This window comes from Rhodococcus sp. Leaf233, assembly GCF_001426165.1.
In the GTDB taxonomy this organism is placed as follows: domain Bacteria; phylum Actinomycetota; class Actinomycetes; order Mycobacteriales; family Mycobacteriaceae; genus Rhodococcoides; species Rhodococcoides fascians.
Genome location: NZ_LMRO01000002.1, coordinates 1 through 25,501 on the forward strand (window position 1 = coordinate 1; position 25,501 = coordinate 25,501).

Sequence of the window (25,501 nt, forward strand, 5' to 3'; positions counted from 1 at the left end):
AGCCGGCGCAGGAGCCACCGGTGTCGGCTCAGTGGACGGGGCCGCTTCCGCGACTGCGGCGGCATTGCCGCCGCAGTCGCCGAGAACCCGAACGATGGCATCGTGTTCGGGCGGGGTGACCCACAGCCCGTAGGCGGCTTTGACCTCGACCCGCCGCGACACGTAGGTGCACCGGTACGACTTGTTGCTCGGCAGCCAGGTAGCGGCGTCGCCGTCACCCTTCTGTTGATTCGCGGGGCCGTCGACGGCCTGCAGATTACGGGGATCGTTGGCGAAGTTCTGCCGTGTGACAGAATCGAGTTGCTGCGCACCGGTTTGCCACGAATTGCTAAGCGCGACAACATGATCGACCTGCACGTCCATCGAAGTATCGGCACCGCGAACGAAGTCGATGGTTGTGCCGGTGTACGCGTCGGCCAAGGTGCCGGTCAGCACCACACACCCATTGGATCCTGGCTTGAGGGTGACGTCGGCGAGATCACGACGAAGCAGATCGTTTCGCTGGTCACAGCCATTTCTCCCAAATTCGACGTCGACATCGTCGGTCCAGGCCTGGCCGAACAAGTCACGGTCGTAGCCAGTCTTTGGGGCTCGACCTTTGATCGGCAGGGTCGCAAGCATGTCGAGAGCGGCTTGAGCATCGGGCGAGCTGTCAGCTGCCGATGCGGGTGTGGGCTCAGGGGCCACAGTTACCGAATCGGTGGTGGACGCAGGAGGTGGGGAGCTGATCGCCGTGTCGGTTGCCGAGGAAGCACTCTGGGCGGCCGACGTGGCATCGCTGGCCATTGTGGGGTCTGCACAGCCGGCGATGAGCAGACCGGACAGGGCCATCCCGGTGATCCATGGCCACCGGTGACGACTCCTCGATACGGGTGGTGCAAGCGGCAGGTAGCCGGAATCAGACACAGTGAATCTCCAAGATCGTGAATCGACGAGTCGGTCGACATGGTAGTTGGGCAGTTGTTCAGCAACCGGCACGGTGGAATGGCCTGCGATGCCTACTTTTTCGGAGTTTCGAGTTGGCAGCGAAAAAACCCGCACCTGCCGTGGCAGGTGCGGGTTCCGTGATGGACCGAGGTCGAAAGCTCAGCAGGCTGGTGCGCGCTGTTCTGGAGCTATTCGACATTGCAGAGCCGAAGGCTGTTGTATCGGTACATCTTTGCCCCCTTGGCAGGCCTCAGTTTGCCGTGTCGGTCACAATGACCTCCCCTCGACGGCTGCGGTGGCGGCGAGGAGACGGGCCGCGAGAGAGCGTGCCCCTTCGGCGTTCGTGACGACTTCGCCGCTGTGCCGGATCGGGTAGCGCTCCACGTCAATCAGCTCGACGGGGTTACGGAAACCGGGCGGCGCGGGCCACACGCCGGGTTCGGCCGGTGTCGGCAGTTCGACGATGCGGTAGCCGAGATGCGCCAGTCGGCCCACGACGATATTTGCTACGACGTCGTGGCTCCGAACTGCCGATGTGTCGCGTAGTGCCTGGGCTACGACCGATTCGATTCGTGCCCGCTCAGACATCGGCGTTCTGCTCCGTCGACGCAGCGGAATGCGGAATCGGGTGGGAGTCCAGGTGGATCGTGTAGCCGTCATTCCGAAGTGATTGGACGGGATCGTCCCGATCGACGGGATCGAAGTTCAAGACCAGGCAGTCGATGGCCGATTGCTCGCTCGTATGGAGACTGGATGTGGTCGGGGAGGTTCGGTCGTCGACAACCAAGACCCAGATGTCTCCGGCGCGGTCACGATCCTGCGAAGCTCCGAGCGGGAGCGTTTCGACGTGTCGAGCCAGCTGCTCGGCAGCATCGAGCGCGCGACTGGCGTACATCCCGTAGTCGTTGATCTCTGTTGCGCTGCCGGCGAGTTCGGCGTTGGTTCGTACGGTGACGATCAGGGCCGCCGTGCCCAGCACAGATTCCTCACCCCGAGTTACCGGTGGAAGGGAGTTCGACGAGTTCACGATTGCCGGACCTCTCGGTTGTCATCGGTCTCGCGCTCGGGATGCTCTTTGCGGAGAAGCGATGCAAGGGCGTTTCCGTACTCACCGAGGGCGTTTTCGACAGCGGCCTGTTCCATGAACGTGTGCCGTTCGTCGGACAGGTGCGCATCGTCGAGAGCGATGATCGCGCTCGCCAGTCTCAACCGAGCCTGAGCTTCGGCTCGCTTGAGTTCGGGGCATGACTTGCTGTGCATGGCCAGGCGAAAGGTGGCCTGGATCAGGCCTTCGCCCTCGGGTTGTGAGCTCACGGGTTACTCCTTGTTGTGTAGGTCCTCACGGCCGGCGTGCGAGGTAGCCGATCCCCGAACCTTCGACGTTGGCTTCGCCAACGAAAAGATCCCCGCCAGCAGAGCTGGCGGGGATCGAGGGCGATCAGGTCGGGGATCGCAATGTCACGACGGTTTCGTGGCACCGCCGGGTGTCGGCACGATGCGAACCGATCGCGGCGGGGTCGCCACGGTGAAGCCGTGTCGACGCGCCGCAGTGGTGAATGGCTCCGGATCCGGATCGACCGGCCAGGGCTGCTCCCCCGCGTCGGCGAACAGGGCTACGGCGTTCGGGTTCGGTCCGGTGGTGAACCGTGTCTGGTACTGGATTCCATCGAAGGCGGCATCGAAGGTCGAGGCCCACTCGTGCGGAACCGAGTACGGGGTCATGGACACCAGTTCCCTGGTCAGGCCGTAGTTCGCGGCGTCGTCCGAGCACGTGTCGGCCAGGTGATGATCGTGGGGCACAGTCAGGGCGGACAGGTGCCGCTTCGAGGCGAACTCGGCGCTGATCACTCCGGTTGCGGCCAGTGGAGCACCGACGGTCTCCCGGATCGCAGTGAGCTCGTCGTAGGCGAGATAGCAGGTGCCGCGCGGTGGGGTGAGGTCGAAGCGTCCACCTCCCGAGGACGCGAACCACCATGGCCCGTTGTCGACGCTGTGCCCGCGGTGCAGTGATTGCGCTGCGGTGAGCTCACGGATGGGGAATCCGTCGAGTGGCCTCGACGGCGGACCGAGTGCGACGTGGTCGCGGCCGCTCACGCCGCCCACCGTCGGGCGTCGGCGCGTGCGAGCTCGAGCACTGGCTCGATGGGGCGCCCTTCGGCGACCCACTGTGCTGCGCTGCGGTCGTCGAGGTCGGCGAGGGGACTGCGCAGCCAGGTTGCGCAGGTCCAGGCATCGGCTGCAGCACGCAACGTCGACCATAAGGTGAGCAGGTCCGGGTACACCGTGCCCGAGTCGGTGAACTGCCAGGTCGGATAGACCCATCCGCCGCCGTCGAGCCGGCAGGCGATCAGCGTGCCGGTGGACGATGCCTTCGCGACGGCCTGCCGGCTCACCCCCCACCACTGGGTCAGGCCCGAGGTGTCGTAGAACGGGCCGACGAGCTGGTCGTAGATATGGCTTGTCGGTAGTGCCGAGGTCATTGATCGGACGATGGACTCGACATCGGCGAAGACATCAGCGGGGACACCGGAGGCGCGGGCATCGGCAAATGTCCGGTGGACCGAGTGGGTGAGCAGGTCGAGCAGCTTGCGTTCCTGTTCGGCGAGAGTGCTCATGAGAAGTCCTTTCACGGTCAACCAAGTCAACCCAATTGTTATCATATGCGTCAATGCTGTCAACCCGCATAGGGTTGGCCAGGGCAGACGCTGTCAGATTTGCGACACGTCCTTCATTGTCGCTGCGGCGAGAATGGCTTCCAGCGCCTCGGCGTATCCGCTTCGGATGTCGACATCGACCGCCAAGTGCGCAGTAAGGCGGTGACCGGCGAGAGATGCGGTGAGGAGGCGAAGGAATTTGTCCGTGGCGAACCCCTCATGAAAGTCGCCTGCGGCAACTGCCTCTTTCGCCAGGTGGAGTGCAGTTGCGTTCCAGACCGCGAGGGTACGACCAGTGTTGAGTTCCGGTTCGACAGCCAAACGGGCCTCGGCACGTAGTGACACGTCGTCGATGAAGGCTCGTGCGGTGTCGTCGACCAACCCCCTGAGGGCATCGAGCGGGCGAGTGCCGTCTGAGGTCATCCAGCGTTCTGCGACTCCCCCGTAGCCAGCGGCGGCCGTATCGAGGACTGCATCCGCCATTTCTCGTTTGGAAGAGAAGTGGAAATACATCGCACCTTTGGTGGACGCGGTGTTCTCCAGGATCCGGATGACCGACGACGCCGCGTAGCCGTGGCGAGCGAATTCTGTCGCGGCCCCCGTCAGCAGAGCTGCCCGGGTCCGAAGCGCGCGCTGCTGGGTCATCGGACCGCACCGTCGATCAGAAGTGTGTGATCGACGTCGGTGCTGGTGCGCATATCGGCTTTGTTCATTGGTGTGGATTCCTTTTCGCTCGGCGGCTGATCCCGGTGTAGGTCAACCGCGCGGTAGCGCGGCCCGGGTTGCTTCGAGTTGTCCCGATGTTGGCTCCGCCAACTGGTCGGGCAACCTCCACTCGAATTGCGCGTGGCCCGTTACAGGTCTTCGGTCGCTGCAACCTTGGCTGCGCCGACAACACCGCAGATCGCGCAGGGAACGGGGTTCGGTGCTGTTCCACCGTCCACCAGCAGGCTTTGTAGATGAGCTGAGCAGGTTGGTGTCGCGGTCGGATGCACTGCGTGCCCGCACGGCCATGCAGTGGTTACGCCGACGGTGACTGGGCCGTGACATTCGCCGCGCCAGCCACATTCGACGATCCGCGACCGCCGGGTGAACAACTTGAACCGCATTTGTCTCGTTCCCTTCATTCTCGACGCTTCACCAGCCGCCCGCGAGGACGTTGTTGACGCTGTGCCCCACGACGCCAGGTAGCAAGGATCTGGTCCAGATGGCGAGCGCACCCCATACGATCCCGTCGAGGAACGTCGTGGCGAAGTTCAGTGCCGAGAACTGCTCGTGACCGGATGCGAAGCCGTACACGGAGATTCCGGCCCACACGCAGATGACGGCTGCGATGAGGAGCACTTGCTCCCATCGAGGGACCACGACTCCCGGTCGACGTAGTCGTCGCAGCGCGATGGTCGACGCCACGATGACCGGTGTTCTGAAGATCAGCTCTTCGACGATGACGTTGGCTGTCATCGTCACTCCGGTGATGTGCCCGGGGAAGGGCAGATCGTGCATCGCTTCGCGGGCATCCCAGGCTTGTTGCTGCGCACCGGCTTCGGAGGTCGGAAAGTACTCCACCAGCATGCGGAGGACGGGGCCGCTTGCGCGGACGAAGGTGTAGACGAGAACAACGACGATCGCGGCAGCCAGACACCACCAGCGGCGACGGGAAGTGCCGGCGCACCATCGGACTCCGATAAGAGCCAGTGGTTCTCGGAGCATCGACAAGTGTGGTCGGGGACGATCGGGGCCAGAATGACTGAACCACATCAGAAATGCGGCGTACGCGGCTGCGAACAGGGCCACTACCGACAGGCCGCAGACTGTCGCTATCTGGATGATGGCCGACTTGCCGTTCGCCACAGTGGAGGTCAGAAGGCTGGGGATCGCGAACAAGATGAACAGCGCCACCCAGAGAGAGAGGCCTGCGAAGAAGGTTTCCGAGGTGAACGTGCGCTCTGGCATGACTACCTTTCTGTATCAGGGAGATTCGGAATGTGAGGGGGTCGACTCTCGATGGCAGTGGGCGGGCCGAGGGAGCGAGGAATACGATCCCGGGATATGGGCTATTTCAGAGATGCCACTGCAGACGAGATCGAACGCGGAGAAGCGACGAACTGGAGCCTGAAGACTCCAGAGGACGCCATCGATCTCCCCATCGATGAGCGCTTCCGTAGAACAACCGAGGCGGATCTGCGATACAACCACCAAGTGTGGGTCGGCGAACCTGCGGACGATTGGGTCACCGCCGAGGAACTGGTCGCTCAGGGGTTCAGGCCCGAGGCGCTCACGACGCTGTTCGGGCCCGTCTCCGACGGGCCTGACGGCATCAGAGGCTGGTTGGTCGAACACGTCGACACCGTCGAGGAAACGGTCATCGAGACGGCAGCCAAGCTGCTCAAAGACAATGTGGACATGGAATACATCGAAGCCTTGTTTCAACGGATCCCGGATCGCGACCTAACCCCTGACGAGAAGCCGCCGGCCCGAAACTAGCCACGTGATCAGCCGTGACGTCGCCGATCACGGCTTACGATGAGTGATGCAATTCATGGACAAGATCATCAGAGCAATAGAGTTCCTCGAGCAACGTCGCGACCAGCCGGACGAGGGTATGGCCATGGCCGGCGGTCCAGGTTCCGCGCAGGAGACTCCGCCGTCCCGCAGTGAGCGCGATCGGATCGAGAGCGATCTGGACGAGTTGTTCGCGATCAAGGTTGCTGTCGAGCCGCCCAATTCGGTCATGCCAGAGAAGGCGTTACGTCAGAGACTGTGGGACGTTCAGGATCATTGGGGCCTACATGATCCGGCCGAGCTCAGACCGTGAAATAGAGGCCGTGATCAGTGGAGCGGAGGGTAGTCATGCGCTGCGACGCGCACGGCGCACGCTCAGATCATCAAGGAAGTCCTCGGCGGCATCGTTGCTGTGACGGCGGGTTACGTCGTCAGCGACGGTGTCAGCGGCCTTTACGGAGGGTAGGTGGCGAACGACGGCCGCCACATCGGTCGCGGTGTGCCCGATAGCGATCCCGAACACGCCCTGTCCCCCACGCAACAGGTCGACGATCTCTTCATCGGTCGTGCATTCGTAGACGGACACTCCGTCGCAGACCAGCGTGAGTGTCGCGAGGTCGTCCTGACCGCGAGCGCGTAAGTGGTCGACCGCGATCCGGACGTTCTGCAGGCTCACCCCGGTGTCGAGTAGCCGTTTGATCACTCGAACCGTCACGACGTCGGTGAACGAGTACAGGCGCTGAGATCCGCTACCGGCTGCGCTGCGGATGGACGGCTCTATCAGTCCCGTTCGCGCCCAATAGTCGAGCTGGCGGTAGGTCACACCGGCTGCCTGCTGCACCGCCGGGGCACGGTAACCGAGGCCGGCGTCGACGCCGGCGTAGCTGGTGGTTATTGGAACGGTGAACGCCTCGGGCATCCACTCGTCGAACGAGGTCTGTCCATCTGCCGAGTCTGCCGTCACGATCTCTCCCCCGTTGTCACCTGGCTGCACAGTCGATGATCGTAACGCCCGGAATCGTGGGAGCGGAGGTGCTCAGTGTCGAGGTGCGCTGGGCTGGTGCCCTGAGCTGCTGCTCAGGTCGAAGTTGCCGGTCTGCGGGCGCGGAGCTGGCCTAGAAGCAAGAGCGTCTGCGACGAGCTTTTCCAGGCGCGGATTCGGGCGGCCCGGGCTGTACGCTGCGGTGTCGCACGAGCTGGCCACGCTCATGACGTTTTGGTCCGGACGATGCGGTTTACCGGTCTCCTCGGTACGGGCGAGCGCGTCGGCGGTTGCGTGCTCACGCAGGCGCCGTGCATGGGCGGCCCAGTCGATACCAGCCACGCAGGACCCCTCTTTTTGATCTGACACGATTCCGTCGCAGCCGGCAAACGTCCCGGCCGAAGCCCATCGGAGCCTCCGGCGTCCAGAATAGCAATAATCGAACATGCGTTCTATTGCCGTTGCCTCAACTCACGCTCGATCGGCTGATTGCCGGGCTGACGAGATCACCGGCCGGGTCGGTGGTCTTTGTCCCAGGCGTAGTGGAGGAAGGGGCGCACTTGAGCGAAGGTGTCGATGACTTGGTGGACTATTCGCTCGATCGCGGCTGCGCCGTGCAGCGGGGATCCATCCGAATTACCAAGCTCTCCTGCTTCGATCGTGCCGGCGGCAGCGCGGATCTCCAGCACTGAACTGTCCGCGACTGCCAGTCCGTAGCCCGCGGCAGTTTCGTCCTCGGAAATGGGGTCTCGAAGCACATACGATCTGGCCAGTCTCCCCGGCACGGGAAGAGTCACGATGCCGTCTTCGACTGCTGTGGCTATCACAACCTCCTCCAGCCCAACGCCGGGCGTGAACGGCATCCTCGGGATCTCACCGCGTACGTACGCAGCTTCAAACTCCCTCGGCGACGCGTCGCCGAGGTCGCCTGGGAGCCAAGTACGCGCCCACTGCGACACATCTCCCACGATCCGGAAAGGCCCTTCGCAGGACTCGAACTCGGCCCTCGCCTTCTCCCACGCTATGCGTTGACGCTCGTAGAACTGTGTGCGCGCGGTCGGGGCTTCGGGCGTCTCGACTTGTTCCTGCTCGGACAGCGGCGGTTCCGCCGGCCGCTGTCGCCGTTGAAACCATCCCCGCACCGACCAGCTCATGCGTCGAGTAAAGCACCGACTGTCCGTGCGCGCAGACCCTGAAATTCTGGGGACGCGATGCCACACTGGTCGACATCGAGAGCCTGCAACAGTCTCTATCGACCGAAGGGGCAGCCGATGAACGTCCTCAACCTCGCGAACACAGCAAACGCCAAGACTGACATGCGTCGGCTACGAAGCCAACTCATCTCCAACTACACCCGAGAAGACGCGGAACGGTTTCTACACGCAGTCCGCAACTTCCGAATCCAACGGGCCATCACTCTCAAATACGTCCTAGCGTTCAGCTGCGGCATTTTTGCTGCCGCAGCCGTCGCCAACGCCAACAAGCTACTGACGGGGCGACACCCGTCGATCCTTCTGGTGCTCGCCCTGGGTGTAGCCGCACTCGCAGTCGCTGTCAGCGCCCACACTATGTGGCGGAACCGCAGGGACGGGAGATTCGAGAACACTCTCATCGCAGGAGACAGGGAACTCCGAACAACAGATGACGAGGGCAACCCATAGCCCCTTCTCTGCTGGGACATGCTTGGCCGGGCGGGCGCGCTGCGATGTTGGTCGAGGACGCGGCGCTGGTATGGAGATACCTCGACTGTGAAGTTAAAAAATGGACAGTTGCGCCGGATCGGACTGCGCTCGCCGACGCGTCCGCACAGTGCTGGTGGCGCGGTGACGCTCCGGGGCAGCGGGATCCGCAACCCCCGCGCGTTTGGCGATGAGCGCCCGAAGTTCGGCGCGGCGAGCGCTGCGGAGAACGCGGGTGAGCTCGTCGGGATTGTGAAAGCGACTGCGCCACTGGGGTGTGCCTGGGGCAGGTATCCCCAGCACAGTGTCGGTGACGCGATCGAGGAGCAGATCGAGTTTTTCGCGCACCATCTCCGCAGCCTGTGCGATCGCGGCTTCTTCACCGGTCGCTGCGAGGTCGCGGGTGGTGTGGCCGGTCATGGCAGCAGACCGTCGTCCGCTGCAGGAGCAAAGGTGGAGTGTTCGCGTTGCTCCGCCTCGGCGGCGCCGGTACACGTCATGTGCGCGAGCAGGATCGCACGCACCGTGTCGCGCGCGATCTCGTGCGGGAGCGGTGGGCCGTCGACTGTGCGTATTCGCATATCACGCATCGTGCACGGACCTACCGACAGAGAGTTCCGGTGGACCTGTTCGACGACGCTCACACCTGCGACCCTCCTGCTCGAAAAGTGTTGAGCCGCTTCCATGCTGCCCGCTGAGCAGTACCGAGCTGAACCATGTAGTCGAACAATTCGTCCTCGGGCCCCTGCTCGGCCGCCTGCATGAGTCGCTGCCCAGCGATGTGGAAACTCCGGCGGTAGGCCTGGGACAGGACGATGTCGGCGTAGTGCACTGCGGACACGGCTGGTGCGTCGGCGGTGACTACGTTCGCAAGCGCGCGGCGCAGTGGAGCGTCCTTCTGCCCACCTCCGCCGGATCGGTGCATGACTGCAGCGACCGAAGCCGGGTCGTGCGGTTGACCATCGGTGACCAGCGCGGCGATGAGTGTGAACAGTTCGGCGTAGGCCGGCTCCGTGAAGTCTCCAGGCACCAGCGCCTCGGTGACGCGCGCATCGGCGGCGGGATCGGTGCTCCACATGAGTGCGCAGAGTGTCAGAGACTCGGGATCTGTTCTCGGATGCAAACTGATGACATCGGCGACGGGATCGTCGCCGACTGGATCGGGTACCAAGTCGACGCCGTAGGGCGTTTGATCATCACCGGGGACGGCTCTCAACACGGTCATACCTCCCCACCTTGCCCGCTGATGATCTGGCTGGTGTTCGCCACACGTGCCATAACAGTGCCCCTTCGTGGTGCAAGCAGTCCGCTGCCTGCGGACTCGATGCTCTCTCGCGATGTTCCGACCAGTATTGCGCTGAAGATGGAAAGACCGCACCCCGCCGATGAAGGCAGGGTGCGGTCTTGATCGTCGGTCTCAGCAGTTGGTGGCGATCAGAACCTCGCCCCGGTGGTCGAGAACCACCAGTTCTGCGGCGATCGCCGCTTCGATCAAAGCTTCACTGAGACCGACAGCGAACGCGATCGCACATGCCACTGCGGCCTCCTCGACCGTACCGAGCACTTTCACAAAATGGGACTGCTCGATCATGCCAACACCGGGCACGGTGGCGATCAGGTGGATTGCTCCGGCGAACTCGTCGTCCGGGCCCACCCCGATCAGTGCACGCACGTGGGCGCGCCTCTCGCCCGCGACATCGACGGCGATGGCCGCTTCGTCGGCGACGAACAACGCCGTGGGCAAACTGGTGAGGTTTGCCAGGTCAGAACAGAGTGTGTCCGGGCGGGGGCTGTTGCGGCGGCGGCCGGGCAGAGTCGGTTGCACGGTGATCTTCACGGTCTTCTCCATCGATGGGTGTCGGGTCGAGTCGACGCCGCTCCGCCGTTGGCTCCGCCAATCGCTGCATGCTCACCGCAGTCGGCGGGAGCCATGCCTAAAAGAAGAACCCGGACCCTGCCCTATCGAGGCCGAGTGCGGGTTCTGGCGCATTACTGCGTGCATTACGACATGCATCACAGTGTGCAGTACGAGCAGTGTTAATTTGAGGAGGTCGCAAACAAGAGTGGTCGGGAATCGGTGGTGGCTGACGCGTTGTCATGCGCCTAGCCTCGGTCGATCGATGCACGGCGGCCGCCGGATCGGCCACCCTTCCCCACACCCTTGCGAGCGTCACGATGCCGATTGCGGTGCGGCCGAGCCGCATTGGACTGCCGAAGTTCGAGTCGACGCCGCAGAACCTCGGGAGCTGCCGGCGACGATGTGGTCCCGGTGGTGAGTCGAGAGTTCTGCATGGTGTGTCTCCTCAAGAAAGGCCGGTCATTGTCCTGTCTCTGCCGCAGTCGGCTCCGTCGATCGCAGGGCTGGCTCGCTCAACGACCGTCAGGTGCGTCGTGATCCTCCGCGGAGTTCACCACGTCGTCAGTGCGGCGGATCCCCGAGAACGTTGCCGTACCAGTGTTCAGGTCCACGGTCAGGTGATCCGTAACGTCGGAGTCATCGTGGTGGTGGATGTGGTGACTGTGTCCGGCCTCGGTCACCTGGTCGAGGTTGTGGGTTGCGCCGAGGCCGGTCCCCAGGCTTCCGTCTCCGCCTGATTCGGTCATGATGTGTCGCCTTTCTGGGGAGTTGTGTAGGGCTGCGTTCCACGCAGTGCAGGTGCAACCTTGATCGCTCGAACGGTAAACGACGACCGACTGCGATCGTGCCAGACGCCGCCGGGCGCAGTCCGGTGATCTAGTTCGTACTCGGCGGCGAACCGGGATCCGTAGGCATCCGACACCAGGTTGTCGCCCTCGTGGATGCCGTACTCGGTGTTGGTCACCGCGCCTTCACCAGCTCGGCTCTGGCGACGACGAGCAGCTTTCTCGCGGCGGCGACTGTGAAGTCCTCCATGCTCGGATGGATTTGATGGAGAACCAAGAGTTCGTCGAACAACGCAAGGAACGCGTCCCGCTTCAGATCGGTCAAGCGATGCTCGTTCAGAACCATGCTCTGGCCGCGGTACTCCGAACCGCCGACTGCGTTTTCGTCGGAAGTGTCCAGAGTGTAGGACGCGAGCAATTCCTGATCTGCGGCCAGATCGAGCGCAATGATCGGCCGGCCGACAACACAGATCAGTCTCACTTCGATCGAGGCTCTGTCGTCGACGTAGGTCGAGATCTTTCGGGTGAGGTACTTGGTCGAGCTTGGAGTAGCCGACATCGGAGGCTCCGTTCATGGGAGATGTTGGGTGGGGCGTGTCTGTTGCTTCGGCCGCCGGAGCTCCGCTCTCGGATCACTGTCGTGCACTCACCACGTCACAACACCCACTCCCCGGCGGCGTTGTCGAAGTAGGCGACCGGGGCATGCCACGGAGGCGTCTGCCCTACCGCGGCAACGATGTGCATGGGGTCAGTTTTCTCAGCACCCCGCAGACCGTAGTTCCAAGGCGAGCCCCGATCGCTGGTCCCCAGTGCGAAGCTCAACGACAGGTCATCACTGGTGTCACAGTGACGTTTCTCGGCCATGTCGGCGTATGCGTAGTTGTGGGCGGTGAATCGGTAGCTGACCGCTGCAGGGATGTCTGGAAGCGCCTGTCCTGAAGCACTATGGAAGCCGTACCTGTTGATCTGTTGCGTCACGCTCCACCCGATCTTCGCTGCTCCGATCGCCATCTCGACGTGGTCGCTCGGGATACTGACTTGAGAACCGGCGGATTGAACGTCGCGTGGTGCTTCGATCCACGCTGCGATCTCTTCGGCGTTCCAGTACCGCGGTTCACCGCCGAGTGGATCGGTCCCGAGATAGGCGGTCGGTTCAGGACTGTTCACCTGGGCGCAGACGAGAAGGATCGAAGGGTCGTCGTCGATCGCATTCGGCGGTGTGGTGGCGAACTTCAGTTCCGGTGCGACCTTGGTGATGTACAGAAACCAGCCGATCGGGGCATAGAAGTCGTACCCCATACCCTCGAATACGAGGCTGACGTCGTCGATGTTTCCACCAGCCAGAGCGGCCGTCATAAGCTCGACCAGTTCAGCTGGCATGTCTCTGTTGATGGTCATTGAAATGCAGTCCTCTCGATGTGTTGCGCTTCAATACTGTTGCAGTTGTACCGAGTTCGGCCCAGCGTTCGTCGAAGCGTGCTCTTTCTTTGTTGGGAGCCAACGCTGGTGCGACAACGAAGAACCGCTCGAGTGTGGGGAACACGGAGCCGCGTTGGCGTTGGTAGAGACGCATGATTCCGTCCTCACCGACGACGGTTGTGGTGAGTCCCTTCGCAGCACCGTCCGCTGCGAGGTGATCGAGATGCGATTGGAGCACCTCGCGGGTTCCCCTGCTGCGAACTCGAAGCGAACGCTCGACATTGCCGGACACCAAGCTGTCGCCCTTCCGTGCCGAGATGATGCGGCGTACGTCGTAGATGGCGTGCGTCTGCTCCCTCAGGAGCTCGTCGAACGCCTCCAGGACATGAACCGTGTTCTCGCTTCGGACCAGGTCGATCAGCCGCTTACCGCCGATCAGGCCCTGCTTGGGGTTGAGTGTGAGGGCGAGGTGCTCCATGAGCAAGGCGTGGGCGGCCGTCACCGGTTCGGTGGAGTACCGCTCCAACATGTGCGCGCGGCCCGCTTTGCTGCCAAAACTGAAGGGACAGAACGTGCAAGCGGACTTTCCAACGCTCGTCCCGATGACGGAAGTTGTGTACTCGATGGCGTCGTTGCGGAACCAGCCCCACTCGATCAGCGGGTACTCCCCCGTTCGCAGCGCTGTGTTGTAGTTCTGGTCCTTGAGTGCGCGTCGTGCCTCGCCGGCCTCGAAGCCAATGACGTGCCGGTATGGCTGTCCGCGGGTGATCGCAGCGATCACCGGATCCAGAACGTCTCCCTTCGCGTGTACGGAGCACATTCGTGCGCCGCCGCTTTGCGGAATCGTGCCCGCTTCGGTCATCTCGTCCCAGAGTGTGTACGAGCCGTCGAGATGCAGCGTGGTTGGAGCGCGGGAGTCGTCGAGGATGACGACGCCGGCACCGGCCTTGGTGACGTGCCGACGCGAGCGCGCGGCCTGGATGAAGCGGACGCCAGCGGTTGCCATCCGCGGCAGAATCAAGGCCTCGACTGCGGTTCGAGTGCTCTCCCACTCGTTGCCGGTCATCGCCGTGATGACGGCGAGATCCGACAGATCGAAGTCCCGAGAGGATGAATCTTCGAGCCAGCGCAGAAGAACGGCGGTGCTATCGGTGCCAAGTCCGAAGCTCATGACGACCTTCGGAGTAGGTTCGGCAGCGTTCAGATTCATGAATTTCGAGGTCGTCACGGGGCTGTCTCCGGTCTGTGGGATGGATGCTTCAACCGCAGTCCGGCGGTGGCTACGCCAGCGAATCTCACTATGGTCGCGCGGTGCGAGGTTGCCTCGATTGTGGGTGCCGAGCAGAATCGTTGGTAACCCATTTGGGTGTCGCAAGGCTCTGACCTGCGGTGACATTGCTCGAGACATCACTACATACTTTAGATTTGGTAGTGACGCCAAGAGTCAAACGGCGGGTACGGTGTGTAGTACGGCAGGGTGTGCCGCATCGTGCAATGTGTGCACTAGCGAGATAGTCACTTCTGTGCGTGCGGTCTGATGTAACACCACCTGTAGTGCACTAGGTAATGCATGCAGTAGTGCACACTGTAGAAGTAGGATCACTGCGTGATGTAGTACAGAACGTAGTGTCGACATTGACCATTTGGTTACGGTTAACGTCACGCCATACACTGCTATCTGTTGTGCGAGTGTCAGTGCCACAGACAGCACTGCACCACGTACGAACTGCGGCACGACGACCACCAATACGCGCCGTAGCAACTGCAATGCGGCACGCACTACAGTTGGCGTCGTAACATTCATTAACACACCACGCACGCCGCCAATCAACGCATGCACTGAGGAACACAGTGCGCCTGCTCGTACTGCATACAGTGCGCGACCAAGTAATGACGAGAGGAGACCCTGTAGTGAGTGAAGCAGTAGCAGACGCATTGACCCGGGTAGTCACGTTCGCCAACGGCAAGGGGGGTGCAGGCAAGACCTCCACGGCAGTCAACGTCGCGGGCCTCGCAGCGGCGGGCGGCTGGCGAACCCTGCTGATCGACCTCGACCCACAGGGCAACGCAGGGCACGATCTCGGCTACTACTGGGACGGACGAGGCGACTCCGGTCAACTTCTATGCAACGCGCTGGGTACCGGCTCCGCGCTCACACCTGTCGTAGCCGACATTCGCCCCGGCCTCGACGTCATCAGCGGCGGCGACGCGTTGGACGATCTCGAGTCCATCATCACTGGCCGCGCGCAACGATCGCGGCCGTTTCGATCCATGCTCGCCGAGGCGCTGGCACCCATAGCCCCCGATTACGACCTGATAGTGCTGGACACTCCACCTACTAGGCCGAATCTGCTGCAGCTCGCCTTGTGCGCAACACGATGGATCGTGGTGCCCACCCGCGCAGACCGCGCAAGCATCGAAGGCCTGCGCGTACTCGCTCATCAGATCGAGACCGCACGCGATGTCAATCCAGCAGTGGAACTACTCGGTGCCGTGTTGTTCGATGTCTCGACCTCAGCAAAAGTTGTTCGACGCAACGCATCTGCCGACATCGAGTCGGCGCTCAACGGTGCGGCCCCCCTCTTGGAGTCGATCATCAGACACGGAGAGAGTTCGGCCGTCAACGCACGCGAAAGGGGAGTGCTGGTGCACGAGCTTGCGGAAAAGGCCGAGTCCGCAGAGCCGTTCTGGAAGGCGCTGCGAGAGGGCCGTAAGCCCGACCGGATACCGGGTAGCGCCTCGGCGCTGGCCGAGGACTACCTCATGCTCTGCCAGGAGGTTCTGGAGCGAATTCAGACCGCCGAGCAAGCTGCCGAGGTGCTGGCATGAGTGAACGTCCAGGTTTCCCTCCGGTCGACGGACTCGCGAAGCGCACCGGCTCGATCCCCCCACCTCCACCGCGGCCGGCGCGAGCTGTGCCTTCACCTGCAGCAAAGGCCCCCACTGCGCAGCCGGTACGCACAGCACCCGCCGCGACGAAGAAAGTCCGAACAGTGGCCCCGGCTGACACGACAGAGCGCGCCGAAACCGCACCTGTGACCTTGTCCCTGCCAACCGCACTGGCAGAGGCGACAACGACCTTCGCGAAGAAAAACTCGGTCTCGTACCCCGATCTCGTGATGGACGCGATCGTGGCGTCGCACGATGAGCTGCCTGCGCTCATTGCTCAGGCCAACAACAAGGCCGAATCCGATGGGCTGTTCGTGCGCACGCACCGCAGTGCCGCCGGTCCGAGGTCGACGAGGTCCTTTCGAATGCGGCGGGACAACCTCGAGGTGATCGATCAGCTTGCAGAGAAGGTCGAAGCCGAGTCCCGATCACAGCTGTGCAGGGTGGCTCTAGAACGGTTCCTCGAGTCCAGCTCCAACTGACATCTCGGTCGCGGCGGGAGTGAGGCCCGGGGCCTCTCCGATATCGGAACGCCCCGGTCACTCCATCGCGCCGCACTCCCGCCGCACTCCCCGCCGCACTCCCGCCGCACTCCCGCCGCAAAGACGCCGCGCCACATCCGCTATATATCCGCACAGGGTCCGCGCATTGCCGCAAAGAGAGACATTTCACCTCCTGGCATATATAGTTGCCATAGTTCTGACATAGAACGGATATACAGCGGACACAGGACGGACTGGCTGTGGCGGTTCGCCAGTCGGGTGTCCTCACACTGAAGTTCGTATGGCGTGACGGGGCACGGAGAGGCCGAAATCGAGATGAGTTCGAAAACCAGTGACAACGAGTCGTTGTCGCCCAAGAAGCATCCATTGCGTCTGCAGTTACCTGCCGACGATGCGATCGTCGACGCCTTCATGGCCGCACAGGGAGCGCGTTTTCAGTCACAGGCGATCGTCATGTTGATCCGAATGTGGGTCAACGAGTTCGGTGCGGCCAATGTCATGGAACAGACCATGGGTGCTCTGACTACCAGCTCACTCAAGGAGCGCGTTTCGGCGACCCAGGCGACCGCCGCGCAGCTTGTGACCGCGCCGAAGCAGCCCGAGGTACCCGAGCCCCGTGTCCCGGCGAAACCGACACCGCCACCGACTCGCCCAGCCTCGTCTCCGCCCACCCCTCCGACATCCGCGTCACCGAGCGACGATTTCGAAGACTTGTTTCGCAAGAGGAACAGCTAGATGAACACCGCCGCAACGGGTTTCGCACCAAGACCACTTACGACTGACACAAGAAACGGGATTACATCATGAGCAGTGACCCTCAGGCCGGACTCTTCGAGTACACCGCAGGTCTCGACATCGGCAACGGATACGTCAAGGGCGTCATCGAAGATCGCGGCAGCGACACCGCCGCGAAAGAGTCGGACGTGGCGGTCGACATCATCGACATGCCCAGCGTCGCGGCGACTCTGATCCGCCCGAACCTCCTCCAGACCCCGGACGCCGACGCTCCGCAGGTGTTGGCTGGCGGCCAGGAGTGGTTCGACAACGCTGACATGGTGTTCAGCTCCAATCTGGTGCCGGACACTTATCGGCGCGTCATCGGCCGTCGCGCCCTCGCGACCAAGGCATCGAGCGTGGACGCGTTCGACCTGGTCGGTCACAAGTCCAAGGCCGAACAGCCACTGTCGAAGGTACTGGTTTTGGGCATTCTCGCTGCGAAGGCGCTTCGTGACTACGTCGCCGTCTCCGGCATGCTTCCGAGCCCCAACAACGCCGACAGCTCAGTCACCTCACTCACTGTTCGCGCAGTACTTGCTCTCGCGCTACCCATCAGCGAGTACGAGTCGCATCGCGGTAGCTACTCCGCAGGCTTCGTCGGCACCGCCGCCGAACCCCTCGTACACCAGGTTCGAATCAACAACTTCGTCACGCCGATCACCGTCAGCATCGTCTTCGACAACGTGCTGGTTGTACCGGAGGGGGCGAGTGCGCAGTACGCGATCAACTTCTTCGGTGAGCCACTGATGGAACGACTGCTCTCCGACGTGCGCAGCCATGGCGTAGTGCTCGAGGGTGTGGAGGCGAAGCACCTGCTGGCCGCGACGGACACCATTGGAGTCGATGTGGGGGAGGGGACCGTGAACTTCCCTGTATTCACCGGCGGCCGCTTCAATGCAGACGCATCGCGCACTCTCACCTCGGGTTACGGAACGGTGCTCGAAAATGCCATCGAGTCGATGACGGAGAAGGGCGATGCGCACGGTTTCGCCGGCCGCAAGCAGTTGGCGGACTTCCTCCAGCTCGACGTCAACCCACTCAAAGCCAAGTTCCACGGCCGTGTCGTGGAAGAGACCGAGGTGGCCTCGGAGTTCTTCGTCCGCGAAGTGGCCATGGAGCTCTCGCGAGTCCTCGATCTGGTCGGTGCAGCAACGCAGGCGATCTACGTCTACGGCGGGGGATCAGGTCCACTGCGCGAATTCCTGCACAAGGCACTGCTCGAGAAAGTGGTCGAGATGAACGGTGAAGACGCCGCGCCGGTGCTCTACCTCGATTCGACATATTCGCGAGGCCTCAACCGTGAAGGCCTCATCATCGCGGCACGCAACCGCGCGGCCTCGCTTGCGGAGGCAACCACGCCGCCGTCCGTCACGAAGACCTCACGCAAAGCAGCAGCCGCAAAGTAACCCGATCTCGACGTCAGGCCCGGACCTCAATGCGAGCTCCGGGCCTGACGTGCACCTCGGGTCGACCATGACGGCCGAGATCGATCTCGCGCCACCATGAATGATCGCCAGCGCCCACCCCTATCGCTGTGGTTCTCGGACGATCACAGCGCCCAACTCATGCGCGAGTAGGTCGAGGGCGTCCAGCATCGGATCCGTAGGCGGTGGGCCTGTCGCCATCAGAGCAGCCCACAGTTGTTCGGAATCTCGCTCACCCGGCCCGGAGGGCACCAGGGTCGGGTACTCGGGGGCGTCCATGTCGGGAGCTGCCGGCGTTGCAAACCTGTTGTCGAGCCAGAGTTGCCACAGCAACCGTTCTGCACGATGTCGCACGATACGGTCGGCAGCCACGATTTCGAGCCCGTGTGAGGCCGCTACGTCGTCGAGAGAGCGGGTTCCTACCCGCAAGGTCGATCCGTGTCGCTCGATCAGTCCAGCGATCGTCAGGTCGGCGATGATGTCGTATCCGTTGGAGGGTCGCAGCCGCGCACCTGCGAGAACGTCCTCGATGTTCGTGGCATGCCCGGCGGAGACAAGTTCGTAAGCGGTGCGGCCGCGCAGTCCGAGAACACTCCACGCTGGATGGACAGGTTCGACGCGGGCTCGCTCGATGCGCGTTCTGTTCGGTTTGTCGATCGCGCGGGTGGTCAAGGCGTATCGGTCGGCGTCGCGCCCGGCCCCACGGGCCACGAGCAACACTGGCGATCCGGGGGTGTCCCTGAGAACGCGCAGAGCAGTCCACACAGAGTCTTCTGACATCAGGCCTGCAGCGTGGGACAAACTGCGTCCTCCGACGGCCACCACGGGCACACCCTCGACCAGTTCTCCCGCTAAGGCCGAGCTGTACGCCAGAGCCTGGACTACGGCGAGTAGGACAGGCCGATGTCGGGTACCAACGAATTCTCGATCGATCCACAGCTGGGCGTGTGCCAGCCAGTCGCGACGAACACGGTCTTTCAGGTAGGAGCTATTGCCCCCTGTGTGCTTGTTCTTGTGCTGTGGTTCGCGGAATTGGTGGGCAACCCCAGCTGCCCACGTCAGGGCGTTGGCGACATCACGTTGCAAGGCCGTCGTGGCATGCCTGCCGTACTTGTCGAGGTACGAGTGGCGGATCCCTACCCACTCTTTGGTGGCCATGGCCGTCTCGATGTCTGCGGCGCTGCAACCCCGTAGGACTGCATGGCTGATAACGGACTGACGTGCTTCCGAGGGCGATTCCCACAGAGCTTTGAGGGGTTTGGTCAATTTCCCGGTGGCCGCGTATGTCACGACGGCCTCCGGGACGCGTGAGCTGCGGTGAAAACGAGGATCCAAGCGTCTATGCCGACCGACGCCGACAAGGCGCTCGTCCTGCGTGAGGGACGCGGCCACCGCGGCCACTGGTGTGCGGTGCCGAGTCGGAGACATGCCGCCGAGCAGCGCCATCAGACGTGCAGCAGCACCACGGTCGGATCGAGTAACGAACGTGTCGATCGCGACGTCCAGAGCGCCATCGAGACGGCGGTAGCCGCCTTCGCGAGTTGGTGAGCCCGGGGGAGTGATGCAGCCCTGAGCTGCATTGAGCATGGGATCGCAGTCGAGGGTGATCAGGCGTGCAGCGAGGAGCTTCATCAGAACTCTGACGTCGTCGACTCGCATAGGACTGTCGGTCGCCAAAGGAACCAGGACGTGGCGGCCGCCGCTTGTCGAACGATCGGTCACGACGCGTGCGCCGCACTCGTGAAGCCACTCGAGCGCGCGCTCGACGTCAGCGTCGACTTGCTCGGGCGTGTGGTGCTTTGCGTCGAAATCGAGCGCTAGCAGGGTCGTGCGGCCGCGCGCATATATCGGCACTGCGGCCGGTACCCGCGGCAGACGCTTTGTCCAGTTCTGCGCTTCGTCGTTGAACAGCCCGGTGTCGGGATTCCACAGCCGCATGGAGCGCCGCGCACGCACGAATGGTGACAGACGTCTCCATACGAGGTCGGGTGTCGACATCGACGACGCGACACGAGCATCAAATCTTGAACCTTCATCAGGGCAGGATGTACCCTGAGACCTGTCTGGCACGACAGTCCCTTTCATTGGGAAACCGCAGAATCGAGAATCGAGTTGGTACCTCGCTTCTCACCAACCTCGAAAACCCTCGTTCTTCGCTACAAGAGCGGGGGTTTTTCGATGGCTGGGGCCGACTCTGCGTGAGTTACAACCGTGGTCGGGTTCCGTCACGACCAGGCGTTCACGCCTATGCAGTCAGAGGCAAGACCTCCTGTGAATTGTTGAGCTCGCGCGCGAGGTCAGGCCGCCCGACATGAATAGCCAGCACGTCGGAGACGTACTGGCTGAAAGACGATGTGCCGGCTTCCATGCGGCCTTGCTGCAGCTTCTCAATGACCTCCTCGGGCAACCGGATGGTGGGTGCTCGACGTGAACCCTTGCTTTGTGGAGCCATCACGATTCCTTTCCTGGCGAGCTCAACGGTCAACCGCGGTGCATGCGGTCGGTGCTCATGGTGACTCAGAATCACCTCGAACAGTGCGCGACACGCGGTGCGGCATAGAATCAGCACAGTTAACACGAAGAAACGTATCAAATCATTCGAAGCTGACTCTGCATTGTGATGTGGCTCCTCGTCAGCAGGGCCATTCACCGGTAGGTTGTCGGGGTCACAAGACACGGGGGTCTTACTGACGGGTAACCGGGAAGGTGTCATGCATCTACGACGTCGGGTAGCGAAGCGAACGTCCTTGGCAACCATCATGGATTCGATACCGTTGACTCCACCCTGGACGGTTGAGGAGTTCGTCCTGTGGTTGTCGGACTTCAAGGGCAAGCCGGTCACGCTCAAGGAACGTTCGTCGATAGCGTCTCGGATCCTGACGTGCGGGACTTTGTACGTGATGGATGACGGTCTGACCATCATGTACAGCCCAGAGCACTCGAAGCGGCACCAGCGCCAACAGATTTTCCACGAAATCGCGCACATTCTCTGCGATCACCGGGGAAGCGACGTCTATGACGTTCCGGCCTCTGTCCTCACCGACGGCATCGACGAGGCGAAGGTACGCGAGATTCTTTATCGCGGATCCTTCGGCACTGCTACGGAAGCTGAGGCCGAGCTGGTGGGCACGCAGCTCGCGGTCCTCAGCCGTGGCAGCATCACCAACGACATGGACGGCAGCCTGCATCGAAGCGCGTCGCTGATCGAGTTCCCGCATAGATGACGTCGAGTGAACTACTGACCCGGGAGGCGACCAGCAGTCTTCCGGTGGCGGTGAGTTGGGCACTGATCATCTGGATCGCAGCTGTCATAACAGTCCGGCAGTTCGTCCTGGTGGACAAACGACCGGTCGACACAGCCGCGCACGCGCTCATCGGGTTTCTATTGATCAGCGCGCTGCTACGTCAGGCTTCGGTGCAGTCCGTACTGGGAGAGTTGGGACTCTCCCTCGGAACGATAAGGGTCTTGACGCACACCTCGGCAATAGGTTCTGCGGCCTGCGTATTGGTGGTTGGCCTTCTGTGGAAGCGGAAGGAAACCATGAACTTGCGGAAGGCCATTCCGCTGTTGTCCGCGGGAGTCCTGGCATGCGGCAGCGCTCTTTACGTCATCGCGTGGCCGGCTACGTCGAGCGGTCTGGCTGTCGAGGAATTACTGTCCTGGCGAACCGGAATGTACATGGTGGTCTACAGCCTTCCGACCCCTCTAGCAGCCCTTGTGACCGGGCAAACGGCGCTTGCACATGTACGCCGGCATGTGTCGTGGAACAGGACGATGTTCGGTCTTGTGGTGCTGTTGTGCATCACGGGTAGTTTCCTCGACCACGGCACACGGATGGTGTCGGGCCTGATGCTGTCGACAGGTGTACAGAACGCGTTCACCGAAGCGCGCACACACTCCAACGACCTGTTCTTTCTTCCTGTCGTGGCGGTAATGGTGTGCATAGCAATTCCGTCGATCGTCTCCTCGATCCGCGTACGGCGGGGCCGTGACTCCGCGGCGCATCACGCTCGAACCCTCGAACCCATATGGACCAACCTCAGCGAGACCGTCAGTGAAGTCGGAGTGCCGGCGAGTCACGATATTCCGGTCGATTCGTCGTTCACCGAGTGGCGAATGCTCATCGATATCGAGGACGCCATTCATGCTCTCCTGCCTCACTTTCCCCGTGAACAGGGCGACTCGCCGCAGGATCACGCTCGCGACATCCGTATAGCGGTCCAGAGATACCAGAGCAACCAGGACCCTCTTCACCACAGAGCGTTTGCACCGTCCTGGCTGAACGAAAGACCACGATTGCTCGCGGTCGCCGCGGCATGGAACGAACAAGACGAACAACCAGATTGGGATAGGACTATGACCGAAAGCAGTTCGGCTGTCACCGCTCGTCCATCGAAGAAGATGCCGCACCCCCCGCGTCGGGTCCCTATTCTGGGAGACATCCTCGGAATGGATTCCGAGCGACCAAATCAGCGGACGTTGGAGCAGATGGACAGGCTCGGTCCGCTGTACCGCCGTAGTTTCATCGGTGGGGCGAAGCTGACGTTCGTCGGTTCGGCAGCGTTGCTGCGCGAGGTAGCCGACGAAGCACGCTGGGAGCGGTTCGCGGGTCGGCCCATCCAGCGACTGAAGGTATTGGGCGGTGAGGGCCTGTTCACGACGGCGAACGACTCGGCCGAGTGGGCGGTGGGGCACGAAGCCCTCATGCCCGGGTTCACCAAAGAGGCGATGGTCCGCTACCACGCGGCTATGCAGTCGGTCGCTGACGAAGCCTCATCGACGTTGGCCCAGCGGTCGGAGATCGACGACGTAGCGGCGTTCATGGGAAACGTCGCACTCGAGGTCATCGGGCTCTGCGGGTTCGGGTACTCATTCGAACCCTTCACCAGAACCGATCGTCACCCATTCGCAGAAGCACTCACCCGAACCCTGGCCTACACCCAGCAGTCGGCAATTCCAGTGATCGGCGCGTTGACCGGGCGCGCCCGCGCGAAGCAAGCTGCTGCCGACAGGGAGTTCCTGCGCGCAACCGTTCGTGAGGTGGTCGAAGATCGGCAACGTTCGGGCGAACGGAAGCCTGATCTTCTCGACCTCATGCTGCACAGCGACGGAACGCCGATGGACAGCACGCTGATCGCCGATCAAGTCATCACTTTTCTGGTTGCCGGCCACGAAACGACTGGAAATGTTCTCGCGTTCGCTGCGCACTACATTGCTCAGGATCGGGAGATCTCCCGGCGGATACGCGAAGAAGTCTCTGCCGTCTCCGGCGATGGGTCGATCGCCCACGGCGACGTGAGCAAGTTGCGATACACGCGCGCTGTCGTCTCGGAGGCCTTGAGGCTATGGCCGACCGCTCCGGGATTCTTCCGAGCAGCTCGGGTCGACACAACGCTGGGCGGCTACGCGATCGAGAAGGGGGAGTGGGTATTCACCTTGCTGCTGGGCGTACACCGCGATCCAAGCGTGTGGGGAGACAATGCTGACGATTTCGACCCCGAACGCTTCATGGGTCGAGCCCCCGACGCGAGCCAATACAAGCCCTTCGGTACGGGGCCACGAGCCTGCATCGGACGGGCATTCGCTCTTCACGAGGCAGTGCTCGTGATCGCCACACTTGTCCAGGCACTCGACTTCGAGACCGACTCCAGTTCGCTCGACGTCGAAGAAAACCTGACCCTGCGTCCACGCGGACTACGGATGCGCTTCAACCGTCATGAGCACGCTCACGCAGCCGGCAGCGCCTGAACTTCCGCGATAAGGGCCTCGAACTCGACTCGCGTGAGTCCGTTCGCACGAGCTGCGAAGTAGTCGAGGCCCTTATCGCGGACGATGATCCACAGCCTCAGTCGCTGGTCGATATCGATGTCTCGACCGGAGGTTTCGGTCAGGTATGCCTGGTCGACGCCAAAGAACGCGCAGAGGGCATTCCGAAGCTGTTGGTCGACCTCGTTTTGCGAGATCGAGCCCTTACGCATCTCCGACAGGTAGTCGGGATCGATCTGTCGGTCGAGCTTCTGACCGAGCACCACAGCCACCGACTGCACATCGACCTGGGGCTCGCCTCGGCGATGGTAGAAATCGAAAAGCCTGTTCACCTTGTGAGCCAGGCTGATCTTGAGGTAGTCCATCAGTACTCCGATCTGATCGCGTTCCAACGCTGCTCGTAAGTGTGTACCCGGTCCGGCGACAAGTCGTCGGCCCTGCCTAGTAACCATTGCAGGTAACTGAGTTCGGTTTCGTCCTCGGCGGTAGCCGGTGTCGACGCCCGACTCAGATAGTCCTTCAAGAACATGTCGATCATAAAGTCGTTTTGCAGGTCGTCACCGCCGCACAGCCGCGTCTCGACCTGGACGATGATCCATGCTCGCATGACTCGATCCACATGCAGATCGAGTTCGGCCGATGCATCCTTCAATTCGGCCGACGCGGTCTTCGAGCTCGCGATTCGCTCGATTCTTTGTGCAGCCGTGAGCAGATCCCCCACTGTCCGCATCGACACTGTGACGGAGTCAGGATTCGGTCCACGTGATTGCGACGGTCGATGTCTGTTGCGGACCTCTTCGAGCGCCTCGGGCTCCTGGCCGTCGAAAGCGCGAGCTGCGGACCCCGACTTCCATTTGAGAACTTCGTCGAGCTTCGTGAAGGTCGCGAAGTGGGGTCGGTTCGTCGTCCCCTGCTCGATGTTGCTGACCGTCACCTGGCTCGGGCCGCCGCTTGCTGCCACGTCATCGAGTGATAGGCCCAGTTCGCGCCGCCGCTTGTTGACGATGGCCCCGAAGCGGGCCATATCAGGTCTACTCACGCAGGTCACCTTAGTTGTGACCACGGGGAGAACTGACGACCGGACCGTCAAGTCCGATAAACCGGGTCGGTTGGTGGATGATTTCTGGAACTTTCTATGTGTCTACTGAGTCGCATCGCTGCAGAACTGCAGCTCCGGCCGGTTGAAACTATGGCAACTCTATGTCTATTCTGAGGGTGAGCAGTTTCACCGGGCAGCGTCGCCCGGGAAACGTCCTGTGCAGCGTCAAACAGAGGCACACCCTCAGTACCGCCGTTCGATTTGAGGTCTTCGACGGCACTGAGGTCGCTCTTTCG

The 25,501-nt window shown here is 62.3% G+C and carries 33 protein-coding genes; 9 read left to right on the forward strand and 24 right to left on the reverse strand.

What is annotated here, in order from left to right; genetic code table 11:
* From ASH04_RS05435 to ASH04_RS05470, 8 genes are all read right to left on the reverse strand, one after another.
* The coding region (locus tag ASH04_RS05435; protein ID WP_057472956.1) for an HNH endonuclease family protein at positions 1-831 on the reverse strand (831 nt) is incomplete at its 3' end.
* Between the two features lie 363 nt (positions 832-1,194).
* On the reverse strand, positions 1,195-1,515 hold the full coding sequence (locus ASH04_RS05440) for a hypothetical protein (RefSeq protein ID WP_057472957.1): 321 nt from the start codon (positions 1,513-1,515) through the stop codon (positions 1,195-1,197).
* Positions 1,508-1,954: a hypothetical protein gene (locus ASH04_RS05445; protein WP_156394462.1), complete on the reverse strand. Its 447-nt coding sequence runs from the start codon at positions 1,952-1,954 to the stop codon at positions 1,508-1,510. Before ASH04_RS05445 ends, ASH04_RS05440 begins: the two co-directional genes overlap by 8 nt.
* Positions 1,951-2,241, reverse strand: a complete 291-nt coding sequence (locus ASH04_RS05450) for a hypothetical protein (protein ID WP_057472959.1) — start codon at positions 2,239-2,241, stop codon at positions 1,951-1,953. The genes ASH04_RS05445 and ASH04_RS05450 overlap by 4 nt, the downstream gene beginning before the upstream one ends.
* Before the next feature lie 144 nt (positions 2,242-2,385).
* Entirely contained in the window at positions 2,386-3,021 is a 636-nt protein-coding gene (locus tag ASH04_RS05455) for an RES family NAD+ phosphorylase (protein WP_156394463.1), read from the reverse strand.
* Positions 3,018-3,542 (reverse strand): hypothetical protein, encoded by a 525-nt coding sequence (locus tag ASH04_RS26415; RefSeq protein ID WP_057472961.1) that lies wholly within the window; start codon positions 3,540-3,542, stop codon positions 3,018-3,020. The genes ASH04_RS05455 and ASH04_RS26415 overlap by 4 nt, the downstream gene beginning before the upstream one ends.
* Before the next feature lie 93 nt (positions 3,543-3,635).
* A complete protein-coding gene (locus ASH04_RS05465; RefSeq protein ID WP_057472962.1) occupies positions 3,636-4,226 on the reverse strand; it encodes a TetR family transcriptional regulator in 591 nt (196 codons plus the stop codon).
* Positions 4,227-4,718: 492 nt separating this feature from the next.
* Positions 4,719-5,534 carry a CPBP family intramembrane glutamic endopeptidase gene (locus tag ASH04_RS05470; protein WP_057472963.1) on the reverse strand — a complete coding sequence of 272 codons (816 nt, stop codon included), beginning with the start codon at positions 5,532-5,534 and terminating at the stop codon, positions 4,719-4,721.
* A 96-nt stretch (positions 5,535-5,630) separates the two neighbouring features.
* Here ASH04_RS05470 and ASH04_RS05475 point away from each other — a divergent pair, with 96 nt between their 5' ends.
* Both ASH04_RS05475 and ASH04_RS05480 read left to right on the forward strand, forming a co-directional pair.
* Complete coding sequence (locus ASH04_RS05475) at positions 5,631-6,065, forward strand: hypothetical protein (protein ID WP_057472964.1); 435 nt, start codon at positions 5,631-5,633, stop codon at positions 6,063-6,065.
* 55 nt (positions 6,066-6,120) lie between these two features.
* Entirely contained in the window at positions 6,121-6,396 is a 276-nt protein-coding gene (locus tag ASH04_RS05480; protein ID WP_162247514.1) for a hypothetical protein, read from the forward strand.
* A gap of 33 nt (positions 6,397-6,429) precedes the next feature.
* Here ASH04_RS05480 and ASH04_RS27490 read toward each other — a convergent pair whose 3' ends face one another.
* Entirely contained in the window at positions 6,430-7,002 is a 573-nt protein-coding gene (locus tag ASH04_RS27490) for a MerR family transcriptional regulator (RefSeq protein WP_057473067.1), read from the reverse strand.
* A 569-nt stretch (positions 7,003-7,571) separates the two neighbouring features.
* Positions 7,572-8,219 carry a hypothetical protein gene (locus ASH04_RS05490; RefSeq protein WP_057472966.1) on the reverse strand — a complete coding sequence of 216 codons (648 nt, stop codon included), beginning with the start codon at positions 8,217-8,219 and terminating at the stop codon, positions 7,572-7,574.
* A 117-nt stretch (positions 8,220-8,336) separates the two neighbouring features.
* Here ASH04_RS05490 and ASH04_RS05495 point away from each other — a divergent pair, with 117 nt between their 5' ends.
* Entirely contained in the window at positions 8,337-8,726 is a 390-nt protein-coding gene (locus ASH04_RS05495) for a hypothetical protein (protein ID WP_057472967.1), read from the forward strand.
* 93 nt (positions 8,727-8,819) lie between these two features.
* On the opposite strand, the gene ASH04_RS05500 is transcribed toward ASH04_RS05495, so the two are convergent.
* From ASH04_RS05500 to ASH04_RS05545, 10 genes are all read right to left on the reverse strand, one after another.
* Positions 8,820-9,164, reverse strand: coding sequence for a hypothetical protein (locus tag ASH04_RS05500; RefSeq protein WP_057472968.1), 345 nt, complete (start codon positions 9,162-9,164; stop codon positions 8,820-8,822).
* Positions 9,161-9,325, reverse strand: coding sequence for a hypothetical protein (locus ASH04_RS05505; protein ID WP_156394464.1), 165 nt, complete (start codon positions 9,323-9,325; stop codon positions 9,161-9,163). Before ASH04_RS05505 ends, ASH04_RS05500 begins: the two co-directional genes overlap by 4 nt.
* 59 nt (positions 9,326-9,384) lie before the next feature.
* Complete coding sequence (locus ASH04_RS05510) at positions 9,385-9,969, reverse strand: DnaB-like helicase N-terminal domain-containing protein (RefSeq protein ID WP_082519173.1); 585 nt, start codon at positions 9,967-9,969, stop codon at positions 9,385-9,387.
* Between the two features lie 192 nt (positions 9,970-10,161).
* The gene (locus ASH04_RS05515) at positions 10,162-10,581 is read right to left on the reverse strand and encodes a hypothetical protein (RefSeq protein ID WP_156394465.1); all 420 of its coding nucleotides are present in this window, start codon (positions 10,579-10,581) and stop codon (positions 10,162-10,164) included.
* Between the two features lie 266 nt (positions 10,582-10,847).
* A complete protein-coding gene (locus ASH04_RS05520) occupies positions 10,848-11,036 on the reverse strand; it encodes a hypothetical protein (RefSeq protein ID WP_057472971.1) in 189 nt (62 codons plus the stop codon).
* 78 nt (positions 11,037-11,114) lie between these two features.
* Positions 11,115-11,348, reverse strand: coding sequence for a hypothetical protein (locus ASH04_RS26420; RefSeq protein WP_156394466.1), 234 nt, complete (start codon positions 11,346-11,348; stop codon positions 11,115-11,117).
* A complete protein-coding gene (locus ASH04_RS05530; RefSeq protein ID WP_057472972.1) occupies positions 11,345-11,566 on the reverse strand; it encodes a hypothetical protein in 222 nt (73 codons plus the stop codon). Before ASH04_RS05530 ends, ASH04_RS26420 begins: the two co-directional genes overlap by 4 nt.
* Positions 11,563-11,946, reverse strand: a complete 384-nt coding sequence (locus ASH04_RS05535; RefSeq protein WP_057472973.1) for a hypothetical protein — start codon at positions 11,944-11,946, stop codon at positions 11,563-11,565. The genes ASH04_RS05530 and ASH04_RS05535 overlap by 4 nt, the downstream gene beginning before the upstream one ends.
* 95 nt (positions 11,947-12,041) lie before the next feature.
* Complete coding sequence (locus tag ASH04_RS05540) at positions 12,042-12,767, reverse strand: hypothetical protein (RefSeq protein WP_057472974.1); 726 nt, start codon at positions 12,765-12,767, stop codon at positions 12,042-12,044.
* On the reverse strand, positions 12,757-14,034 hold the full coding sequence (locus tag ASH04_RS05545) for a hypothetical protein (protein ID WP_200937287.1): 1,278 nt from the start codon (positions 14,032-14,034) through the stop codon (positions 12,757-12,759). The genes ASH04_RS05540 and ASH04_RS05545 overlap by 11 nt, the downstream gene beginning before the upstream one ends.
* A gap of 683 nt (positions 14,035-14,717) precedes the next feature.
* Between ASH04_RS05545 and ASH04_RS05550 the strand changes: the two genes are divergently transcribed.
* From ASH04_RS05550 to ASH04_RS05565, 4 genes are all read left to right on the forward strand, one after another.
* Positions 14,718-15,635 carry a ParA family protein gene (locus ASH04_RS05550; RefSeq protein ID WP_307848892.1) on the forward strand — a complete coding sequence of 306 codons (918 nt, stop codon included), beginning with the start codon at positions 14,718-14,720 and terminating at the stop codon, positions 15,633-15,635.
* A 302-nt stretch (positions 15,636-15,937) separates the two neighbouring features.
* Entirely contained in the window at positions 15,938-16,177 is a 240-nt protein-coding gene (locus tag ASH04_RS26425) for a hypothetical protein (RefSeq protein ID WP_156394468.1), read from the forward strand.
* Positions 16,178-16,513: 336 nt separating this feature from the next.
* Positions 16,514-16,933, forward strand: a complete 420-nt coding sequence (locus ASH04_RS05560; RefSeq protein ID WP_156394469.1) for a hypothetical protein — start codon at positions 16,514-16,516, stop codon at positions 16,931-16,933.
* Positions 16,934-17,001: 68 nt separating this feature from the next.
* Positions 17,002-18,381, forward strand: a complete 1,380-nt coding sequence (locus tag ASH04_RS05565; RefSeq protein ID WP_057472977.1) for a hypothetical protein — start codon at positions 17,002-17,004, stop codon at positions 18,379-18,381.
* A 120-nt stretch (positions 18,382-18,501) separates the two neighbouring features.
* Here ASH04_RS05565 and ASH04_RS05570 read toward each other — a convergent pair whose 3' ends face one another.
* Complete coding sequence (locus ASH04_RS05570) at positions 18,502-20,355, reverse strand: hypothetical protein (protein WP_235579940.1); 1,854 nt, start codon at positions 20,353-20,355, stop codon at positions 18,502-18,504.
* 289 nt (positions 20,356-20,644) lie between these two features.
* Positions 20,645-20,851: a hypothetical protein gene (locus tag ASH04_RS26050; protein ID WP_032373290.1), complete on the reverse strand. Its 207-nt coding sequence runs from the start codon at positions 20,849-20,851 to the stop codon at positions 20,645-20,647.
* 295 nt (positions 20,852-21,146) lie between these two features.
* Here ASH04_RS26050 and ASH04_RS05580 point away from each other — a divergent pair, with 295 nt between their 5' ends.
* Both ASH04_RS05580 and ASH04_RS27120 read left to right on the forward strand, forming a co-directional pair.
* Positions 21,147-21,623, forward strand: a complete 477-nt coding sequence (locus tag ASH04_RS05580) for an ImmA/IrrE family metallo-endopeptidase (protein ID WP_162247515.1) — start codon at positions 21,147-21,149, stop codon at positions 21,621-21,623.
* Positions 21,620-24,148 carry a cytochrome P450 gene (locus tag ASH04_RS27120; RefSeq protein WP_235579941.1) on the forward strand — a complete coding sequence of 843 codons (2,529 nt, stop codon included), beginning with the start codon at positions 21,620-21,622 and terminating at the stop codon, positions 24,146-24,148. The genes ASH04_RS05580 and ASH04_RS27120 overlap by 4 nt, the downstream gene beginning before the upstream one ends.
* On the opposite strand, the gene ASH04_RS05590 is transcribed toward ASH04_RS27120, so the two are convergent.
* Both ASH04_RS05590 and ASH04_RS05595 read right to left on the reverse strand, forming a co-directional pair.
* Positions 24,127-24,558, reverse strand: a complete 432-nt coding sequence (locus ASH04_RS05590) for a hypothetical protein (RefSeq protein WP_155289493.1) — start codon at positions 24,556-24,558, stop codon at positions 24,127-24,129. The two genes, ASH04_RS27120 and ASH04_RS05590, sit on opposite strands and share 22 nt — an antisense overlap.
* The gene (locus tag ASH04_RS05595) at positions 24,531-25,205 is read right to left on the reverse strand and encodes a helix-turn-helix domain-containing protein (protein ID WP_156394470.1); all 675 of its coding nucleotides are present in this window, start codon (positions 25,203-25,205) and stop codon (positions 24,531-24,533) included. The genes ASH04_RS05590 and ASH04_RS05595 overlap by 28 nt, the downstream gene beginning before the upstream one ends.
* Positions 25,206-25,501: the final 296 nt, after the last annotated feature.